General features: G+C 38.7%; 8 protein-coding genes. 5 read left to right on the forward strand and 3 right to left on the reverse strand.

Annotated features, from left to right (window positions below; genetic code table 11):
- Positions 1–888: YfhO family protein (locus ACI4WO_RS06130; protein ID WP_439806679.1), on the forward strand; the 888-nt coding region annotated here is incomplete at its 5' end.
- A 289-nt stretch (positions 889–1,177) separates the two neighbouring features.
- Here the strand turns inward: ACI4WO_RS06130 and ACI4WO_RS06135 are convergent.
- The gene (locus ACI4WO_RS06135) at positions 1,178–2,578 is read right to left on the reverse strand and encodes a PLP-dependent aminotransferase family protein (protein ID WP_439806680.1); all 1,401 of its coding nucleotides are present in this window, start codon (positions 2,576–2,578) and stop codon (positions 1,178–1,180) included.
- Between the two features lie 135 nt (positions 2,579–2,713).
- Between ACI4WO_RS06135 and pdxS the strand changes: the two genes are divergently transcribed.
- Entirely contained in the window at positions 2,714–3,589 is an 876-nt protein-coding gene (pdxS, locus tag ACI4WO_RS06140; RefSeq protein ID WP_439806686.1) for a pyridoxal 5'-phosphate synthase lyase subunit PdxS, read from the forward strand.
- The gene (gene pdxT, locus ACI4WO_RS06145) at positions 3,589–4,155 is read left to right on the forward strand and encodes a pyridoxal 5'-phosphate synthase glutaminase subunit PdxT (protein ID WP_439806681.1); all 567 of its coding nucleotides are present in this window, start codon (positions 3,589–3,591) and stop codon (positions 4,153–4,155) included. Before pdxS ends, pdxT begins: the two co-directional genes overlap by 1 nt.
- Before the next feature lie 91 nt (positions 4,156–4,246).
- Here the strand turns inward: pdxT and ACI4WO_RS06150 are convergent, their stop codons facing one another.
- Complete coding sequence (locus ACI4WO_RS06150) at positions 4,247–4,576, reverse strand: hypothetical protein (protein WP_439806682.1); 330 nt, start codon at positions 4,574–4,576, stop codon at positions 4,247–4,249.
- Positions 4,563–6,173: a CTP synthase gene (locus ACI4WO_RS06155; protein WP_439806683.1), complete on the reverse strand. Its 1,611-nt coding sequence runs from the start codon at positions 6,171–6,173 to the stop codon at positions 4,563–4,565. Before ACI4WO_RS06155 ends, ACI4WO_RS06150 begins: the two co-directional genes overlap by 14 nt.
- A gap of 326 nt (positions 6,174–6,499) precedes the next feature.
- Between ACI4WO_RS06155 and ACI4WO_RS06160 the strand changes: the two genes are divergently transcribed.
- Together ACI4WO_RS06160 and ACI4WO_RS06165 are read left to right on the forward strand one after the other, a co-directional pair.
- On the forward strand, positions 6,500–7,018 hold the full coding sequence (locus ACI4WO_RS06160; RefSeq protein WP_439806684.1) for an RNA polymerase sigma factor: 519 nt from the start codon (positions 6,500–6,502) through the stop codon (positions 7,016–7,018).
- Complete coding sequence (locus ACI4WO_RS06165; RefSeq protein ID WP_439806685.1) at positions 6,987–8,768, forward strand: PASTA domain-containing protein; 1,782 nt, start codon at positions 6,987–6,989, stop codon at positions 8,766–8,768. The genes ACI4WO_RS06160 and ACI4WO_RS06165 overlap by 32 nt, the downstream gene beginning before the upstream one ends.
- Positions 8,769–8,881: the final 113 nt, after the last annotated feature.

The following is an 8,881-nucleotide window of genomic DNA, read 5'->3' on the forward strand; positions in this document are numbered from 1 at the left end:
ACAATGTATACAGCCGCTGAAGAAGGAGATCCGACAGTTAATATGCATATAACTGCTCCGTCTGACGAAACTATTTATATGTTCTTTAAAACGGAAAACCAGAAGTCGGTAAATCTGTGGCTGAGTACTGAAAAGGACGCAAACGGCAATTATATCAATCATAAATTTGTAGGTTCATATTTTGAAAATCATGATTATCATACAGTCAATCTCGGAAAGTTTGAACCGGGACAGGAATTTGAGCTTAGAATGACTGTTGCCAATGAATATACAATAGTTAAAAACTTCTTCTTCTATAGCTTTGATGAGGAGCTTTTCCAGCAGGATATTGACATTGTAAAGCAGAACCAGTGGAACCTTACAGAAGCAGGCGGACGCCATCTGGAGGGTACAATAAATGCCGGTGAAGGACAGGTTATGATGACAAGCATTCCTTATGAACCCGGCTGGACTGTAAAGGTTGACGGCGAGAAGGTTGAACCTATATGCATTGTCAAGGCACTTCTGGGTGTTGAACTGTCACCGGGCGAGCATACTGTTGAAATGACTTATACACCTCCGGGACTTGTTCCTGGTCTGGGCGCACTTGTTCTCGGAATTGTCTGCATTGTGTTCATTTACAGATATGACAAGAAGAATAATAAAATTCTGATCGAAAGATATCGTGCTAAGAAAAATGGCGTATCTTTAGAAAATACCTCAAAAAAAGCCGAAAATAATGTAAATCAGCCGGAAGACAAAAATAAACCGGACGACAGCGATAAAGATACAGAAGAAACTAAAACCCCGGAAAATACGGAAAATAAAGCCGCAGAAGCAAATTCGCCGAATAAGCCGTCTGGGCAGAAGAAAAAAGGTAATAATAAAAAGAAAAAGAAGAAAAAATAATTATGAACTTTTATAATATTTTATTTTGATTTAGGTGACGCCCTTTTGAGGTGCGTCACCCTTTTTTTGAACACTATAAAATAAAACAAAAGGACCGGAGAAAAATCTCCGGTCTTCTTGCTTTAAAGGATGAATTTTAAATTGAAAATGCAAAAAAACTAGCAACAGCTTTTGCAATTATTATTATATACAAGTTTTATTTCAAAGTCAATTAATTTTAAAAATTACAAAAAATGTAAAGAAAAAGGCTACGAAAAATTAATTTTTAAAAAAATATATACTTCTGATTTTAATTTCTAAGCCATGCCTTTTCAAGTCTTGCAACGCCTTCGGTAATATCTTCTTCATTAAGTCCGGAATATCCGGCAATAATACAGCTTTCAGGAACATCCTTTTTACTGAATGAATAATATCCCGAAAGACCATACACTTTTACATCTTCATTTTCAGCCGATGTTACAAGCTGACTTTCTGTCATAGAGTTATTTACTTTCATAAGTACATGCAGTCCGGAATCCAGACCGCTCAAAGCTATGCAGTTTTTAAGACCGCAGGAATTTATAGCCTCCGTCATGGTATCACGTCTTTGACGGTAAAGCTTTTTCATTCTTCTGATATGCCTTTCAAAATGACCTCTTTCCATGAATTTTGCAAGTGTCAGCTGTTCAAATACCGGAACAGTACAGGCATAAAACCCAAGTTCCTTCATAAATTTTTCCAGAAGTTCAGGGGGAAGGATCATATAACTGATTCTCATTGATGGTGCAAGACTTTTAGTAAATGTATTTATATAAATTACCCGTCCACGGCTGTCAAGACTCTGCATTGCCGGTACGGGTCTGCCGGAAAATCTGAATTCACTGTCGTAATCGTCTTCAATTATATATCTTCCGTCACTGTCATATGCCCACTTTAAAAGCTCGATTCTTCTGTTTACCGGCATGACTGATCCCAGGGGGAAATGATGAGAAGGGGTTATGTGAACGGCGTCTGCGCCGGATCTCTTTACGGAATTATAATCCGCACCGTCTTCGTCCATGCTTATGGGACGGATATCAGGGCAGTTTCCATGGAATATTTTATAAATTTTTGTGTATCCGGGATCTTCAATGCCATAAATAAGATTTCTGCCCAGTAGCTGAATTATAAGACCTGTAAGATATTCTGAGCCTGAACCGACTATTATCTGGTCTGGATGAACTTCAATTCCCCGGAAACTTTTCAGATAAAGAGCTATTTCCTTTCTCAGTTCATAGGTCCCTCTTGGGTCGCAGGCACTTAAAAGCTCCGGACTCTGTTCACTTAAAATTTCTCTTGAAAGCTTTGCCCATGTTGAAAATGGGAAAAGTTTTGTGTCAACCATATTTGTTTTAAAATTATATCTGTATTTTTTTCCGGGAGATTTTTCAGGAATATAAATATTTTTTATTTCCGGCGTCTGGGCATACTGAACCGCTTCTGCATAAAAACCGCTGCCGGGCTTAGGCGAGATATAGCCTTCAGCCGCAAGCTGAGCATAAGCCGTTTCGACTGTAACCACACTTATTTTCAGGTGTGAGGCAAGCTCTCTTTTTGAGGGAAGCTTTTCACCGGCTTTTATTCCGCCGGTTTCCAGTTCGTTTCTTATATATTTATAAAGCTGTTCATACAGGGGCAGCTTGCTTTTTGAATCAAGATTAAATGTTAGCATATTAACCGACCTTATTAATTTTTCTGAAAGTGGGTATTGAAACAATGTCAATTCAGTATTATTATTATAGCGTACTATAAAAAAAGAGTCAAGTTTTCCTTAAATAACAGGAAAGACAGAAAGGTTATGAATATTATGGCAAATGAACGTTATAAGCTTAATAAAGAGCTTGCACAGATGTTAAAGGGCGGAGTTATAATGGACGTTACAACTCCGGAACAGGCAAAAATTGCAGAAGCAGCAGGTGCATGCGCTGTTATGGCACTTGAAAGAATTCCGGCTGATATACGTGCTGCCGGCGGTGTTTCAAGAATGAGCGATCCTAAGATGATAAAGGGCATTCAGAACGCTGTTTCCATTCCGGTTATGGCAAAGTGCAGAATCGGTCATTTTGCAGAAGCTCAGATTCTTCAGGCAATTGAAATAGACTATATTGATGAAAGTGAAGTTCTTTCTCCGGCTGATGATAAATATCATATTGACAAGACTAAGTTTGATGTACCTTTTGTTTGCGGTGCAAAGGATTTGGGAGAAGCTCTCAGAAGAATCAGTGAAGGTGCTTCAATGATAAGAACAAAGGGCGAACCGGGAACAGGCGATGTTGTTCAGGCTGTAAGACACATGAGAATGATGCAGAGTGAGATCCGCAGACTTACTTCTATGTCCGAGGACGAGCTTTATCAGGCTGCAAAGGAACTTCAGGTTGACTATACACTTGTTAAGTATGTTGCTGAAAACGGCAAGCTTCCGGTTGTAAATTTTGCTGCCGGCGGTGTTGCAACTCCTGCTGACGCAGCTCTTATGATGCAGCTTGGTGCAGAGGGCGTATTTGTAGGTTCAGGTATTTTCAAGTCAGGCAATCCGGAAAAGCGTGCAGCAGCGATTGTAAAGGCTGTTACAAACTTTAACGATTATAAAATGCTGGCAGAGCTTTCAGAAGATCTGGGTGAAGCAATGGTTGGTATTAACGAACAGGAAATCGAACTGCTTATGGCAGAAAGAGGCAAATAATGAAAATCGGAGTACTTGCTCTTCAGGGAGCATTTATCGAACATGAAAAAGCTCTTGAAAGTCTGGGTGCTGAGGTTTTTGAAATCAGGCAGAAAAAGGATATTGAAACTTCCATGGACGGCGTTGTTCTTCCCGGAGGGGAAAGCACAGTCATGGGAAAGCTTTTAAATGATCTGGAGCTTATGAATCCTTTAAGAGACATGATAAAAAACGGACTTCCGGCATTCGGAACATGTGCAGGACTTATTTTGCTTGCGGAAAAAATATATGAAGATGAGATGGTTCATATCGGAACTATGAATATTACCGCAAGGCGTAATGCCTATGGCAGACAGCTGGGAAGCTTTGAAACTGTAAATGAATTCAAAGGTCTGGGAGATATTCCGATGACCTTTATCAGAGCACCATATATAGAATCTGTAGGTGAAAAGGCTGAGGTTCTGGCTGAGGTTGATGGTAAAATTGTTGCGGCAAGACAGGATAAACAGCTTGTAACTGCATTCCATCCGGAGCTTACGGACAGTTTCGCTGTTCATAAATATTTTCTTGATAATATGGTTAAGTGAAAAAGTGTAAAAATTTAAAAGATAAACTGCTTAACTGAAATTCAAAAAGGGACGCCCTTCCAGAGAGGACGTCCCTTTATTTATATAACATTTATATAACATATTCAGAAATGATCCACCAGATACCAGAAGCAATCAAAACAACTGATGCGGCAATTATCAAAAGCCATGTAACCTTATCTTTGGCAAATATAAGTTCTCTGGTTTTTTTGATGTGAACGGCTCTGGCAATAAGAAATACTCCCAGACCTAAAGCCGCCACAGATGAAGATATAGTGTTGTGATGAGGTGTGAATTTAAGCTCTGAAATCATAATGACGGTATAAAGTACTATTGTGGCTATGAAAATTATTTTTTCGGCTTTAGTTTTGATAATACGGCTTTCGGTATGCTCCGGAAGTCCGTTTTTATTTTTTCTCATGATTCTCCACCGACGCTCTTATAAAGTCTGCAAAAAGCTTCTGAGGCTTGTTCGGACGTGATTTGAATTCCGGATGGAACTGAACTCCCACAAACCATGGATGATCGTCAAGCTCCACAATTTCAACCAGACGCTCGTCAGGAGAAATACCGGCAATTTTAAGACCCTTTTCCGTAAGCTTTGCACGGTATTCATTATTGAATTCCCAGCGGTGACGGTGACGCTCGTAAATAAGTGAATCATTGTAAATGGAAGCACATCTGGAATCAGGTGCAAGCTTGCAAGGGTAAAGACCCAGACGCATAGTACCGCCCTTGTTTGTAATGTCTTTCTGGTCATCCATAATATCAATAACCTTGTAAGGACCGTCCGGTACAAATTCGGTTGAGTTTGCCCCTTCCATACCAGCAACATGTCTTGCAAATTCCACTACAGCCATCTGCATTCCTAAACATATGCCGAACATCGGAACTTTATTTTCTCTGGCATAGCGTATAGCTTCGATCATGCCTTCAATTCCTCTGTCTCCGAATCCACCGGGAACAATGATACCGTCACAGTTCTGAAGTGTTTCTGCAGCATTTTCCCTTGTGATTTTTTCAGAGTCGATCCATTCAATATTAACATTTGCATCGTTTACAATACCACCGTGACGGAGAGCTTCTGCAACAGACAGATAAGCGTCCGGAAGAGCTACATATTTTCCTACAAGACCGATATTTACTTCTTTTTCAGCGGCTTTCTGACGGTTTATCATTTGGATCCAGTCAGTAAGATCGGGCTTTGGATTTTTTAAATTCAGATGTTCGCATACGCATTCAGCAAGACCTTCCTGTTCCAGCATAATAGGAACTTCATAGAGAGAAGGTGCTGTAAGATTCTGAATTACATCCTTTTTGCGTACATTGCAGAAAAGACCGATTTTTTCAAGCATTTCCTCAGGAATTTCACATTCGCTTCTGCATACGAGGATATTAGGCTGAATTCCCAGTGAGAGAAGCTCCTTGACAGAATGCTGGGTAGGTTTGGATTTAAGCTCATTAGAACCTGCAATGAACGGTACTAAAGTTACGTGAATGGAAATAGCGTTTTCACGTCCTACCTCTGTCATGACCTGTCTTATAGATTCAAGGAACGGAGTGCTTTCAATATCGCCTACCGTACCGCCGATTTCAGTGATAACAATATCTGTATCCTGTGACTTGCCTACTCTGTAAATTCTTTCCTTGATCTCATTTGTAATATGCGGAATTACCTGAACAGTACCGCCCAGATAATCACCTCTTCTTTCCTTGTTGAGAACAGTCCAGTAAACCTTACCTGTTGTAACATTTGAATTTACAGACAGGTTTTCATCAATGAATCTTTCATAGTGACCCAGGTCAAGGTCAGTTTCAGCACCGTCATCAGTTACAAAAACCTCACCGTGCTGATAAGGACTCATAGTACCAGGGTCCACGTTAATGTACGGATCGAATTTCTGTATGGTTACTTTATAACCTCTGGCTTTTAAAAGACGTCCCAGAGACGCAGCAGTAATTCCCTTGCCAAGTCCTGAAACTACACCGCCGGTTACAAATACATATTTAATAGGCATAAAATGCTCCTCCTAAAATCTAAAAATCATATCATTTCTATTTTACTATTAATTTTGACAAATTGCAAGAGATAATATAAAATAAAAAATAATAACAGATAGAAATTTCCGAAAAATTTTTTTTATTAATTGTGCAGTATTTTTTAATTTTAAATCGTTTTATAGATGAGGCAAGAAAATCTTGCCTAAATCTAATTGTCATATTTTGTGGTTGTCATATCTGATGACGAGCAAAATGGCACTTTAAAAAAAATATTGCTCCAGCCAATCTGGCAAGGTTTAATTGGTGGAGCAATATATGTAGATGGTCTTAAAGGGGGATGATTATGAGAGCGAAAGGAAAGTACACAAAGGAGGAATTTTCGGAAAAGTATGACAAATATTCGCCGGTAATTTACAGAATCTGTGCCTTGCAGCTGGGCAATCGTCAGGACGCTGAAGATGCTATGCAGAACACGTTTATCAGGTTTTTCTACAAATCTCCGGTATTCATTGATGAAAATTCTGAAAAAGCATGGCTTATACGTGTTGCCATAAATGTATGCAGGGATTTTCAGAAAAGCTTCTGGCAGAAAAAAACTGTAGGACTCAGTGAAGCGGCAGAGCTTTCTGTGGGAGTTATTGAAGATGCTGTGAGGCTTATTGATATTTTTGAGCTTTCTCCGAAAAACCGTACGGTTTTGCAGCTTTATTACTATGAAGGATATTCTATAGCAGAAATTTCGGAAATTCTAAAAATAAGCATAGGTTCAGTTACCTCACGGCTTACACGGGCAAGACAGAAATTAAAACTGGAAATGGAGGCGAGTGATAATGAGGAAAACAGAGTTGTACCGGAGCATTGACAATATAAAACCTGACAGTTCAATGAAAAACCGTATTATGAATGCAGTTGAAACAAATGACAGGATAACGGTTCATAAAAGACCATTTTTTGTTCCTGCTGCCGTTACAGTACTTTTAATATTTAATCTGGGACTTATAGGAAGTTTTATGTTCGGAGAGGAGTTTCAGAGCCGTTTAAGCGGAAATAATCTGCATGGTGTAGAAAGCGAAACTGATTCCGGATTTGAAAGCTATGCTGATAAGGTTTATGAGGAAATAACAGAATATAATTATGTTCCTGTTTCATTCAAAAGGGACGAAAATTATGCTCCGGGTACTGATTTGCCATGGTATTCTGTTTACAGTACTGAAACTCTTGAAGAAGGAACTGACGAGGAAAATGCAGACGGTGAATGTGTTTATATCAGATACATTCAGATGCTGGGGGATAACTATACGAACCATGAATATATTATAGGCTATGACGGAAAGGGAAATGGCAGAAACAATATGGTAAGTATTACCGAATCTGATGTGAATTATAATCATAACTTCAATTATCGTTTCGGAAATTCTGAAAATTATACAGGACAGGAAAATGTTTCAGAGGATGATGTGTATGCTAAGGCATGTGAACGGGCTGAAAATTTTTCAAATGAAAATAAATATGAATCCTTTTATGTGGATAAAAACAGTGATATCTGTATTTATGCATTTTCATATAATAATGCAGAAGATTCATTTCATGACAGGTTATTTTACAGATATTGTGTATCAGTTGGTTCGTGGGATTATGAGGAAACTGATAATTTTATGATGAGTATTTCCGCTGAAGGATATGTTCTTTCTTTCTGGGAGGGAAGAGATTGTGAAAAATACTGGAAAGAAACTGTGTCAAATGACGGTAAGGATTACAGCGTGGAAGTACTGCCGGAGCTTGAAAATACAGACAGAGATAATGCAGTGAAACAACTCAAAGACCTTGGATTTACAAATATATCCACAGTATATTCCTCAGAACCGGGAAAATCGGGAGGAGTTCAGGATACAGTTTCGGGATACGGAAACGGCATGAAAGCAGGGGAATTTATAAAAACCAGTGAAAACATAGAGCTTATAATATATTCAGATTTCAGGCAGATGCCGGCTCTTAAAGGATTTACTCCAGAGGACGCAAAAGCTATACTTGAGTATCACGGAATTGATTATAAAATTGTTACCCGTTATGCCTCAGAGTATGTTAAGGACGGAGTGATTTATGACAATCCGGCTGTTGTTGATACTTACCCGGCAGAAAATGAAGTCATAGACAATAATGATGAGGTTACGGTTTATGTATCGTCCGATTTTAACAGTCTTCCGGAGGAAGTCCTCTGGACGGAAATGGAGCTGTATTACAGCTACAGTGAAGATGGCAATGATTATTACATATCTGAGGATTATCCTGGTGTTATTTTCAGCGGATATTATAGTGATAACCAGAAAGTTTATGTTACCGGTGTTTATACTGAAAGCAGTGATTACGATATGTGTTTTGCAGTACAGGCAGGAATGACCTTTAATGATCTGAAAAATAAGCTTTCAACAGATGCTGAATATGAAAATGCATCGAATATTCACGTTATAGATTATACAGTGGGAAATAGAAATTATAATTATGGCTTTACCTATACAGGTGAGGACAGCTGTGAATATCAGGTATGGCTGGGGATTGATGAGGATGAAAACGGAACCGACAGAATAATGCGGATCTTTGTGACTAAACAGTAAAGATACAGAAAAAATAAAACAGAACAAAAGATAAATATAAAAAAATGAGACGCCCTAATTGCAGGGCGTCATTTTTTCAGATATTCTTCATATAAATCTGCATAAGACCATTT

Origin of the sequence: Porcipelethomonas sp. (genome assembly GCF_051893655.1) — a bacterium.
Taxonomy (GTDB): domain Bacteria; phylum Bacillota; class Clostridia; order Oscillospirales; family Ruminococcaceae; genus Porcipelethomonas.

Bases quoted from the DNA above. Each gene is read 5' to 3' on its own strand.
- ACI4WO_RS06135 (WP_439806680.1), bottom strand. From the start codon at position 2,578: ATGCTAACATTTAATCTTGATTCAAAAAGCAAGCTGCCCCTGTATGAA.
- ACI4WO_RS06160 (WP_439806684.1), top strand. From the start codon at position 6,500: ATGAGAGCGAAAGGAAAGTACACAAAGGAGGAATTTTCGGAAAAGTAT.
- ACI4WO_RS06155 (WP_439806683.1), bottom strand. From the start codon at position 6,173: ATGCCTATTAAATATGTATTTGTAACCGGCGGTGTAGTTTCAGGACTT.
- pdxS (WP_439806686.1), top strand. From the start codon at position 2,714: ATGGCAAATGAACGTTATAAGCTTAATAAAGAGCTTGCACAGATGTTA.
- ACI4WO_RS06165 (WP_439806685.1), top strand. From the start codon at position 6,987: ATGAGGAAAACAGAGTTGTACCGGAGCATTGACAATATAAAACCTGAC.
- ACI4WO_RS06150 (WP_439806682.1), bottom strand. From the start codon at position 4,576: ATGAGAAAAAATAAAAACGGACTTCCGGAGCATACCGAAAGCCGTATT.
- pdxT (WP_439806681.1), top strand. From the start codon at position 3,589: ATGAAAATCGGAGTACTTGCTCTTCAGGGAGCATTTATCGAACATGAA.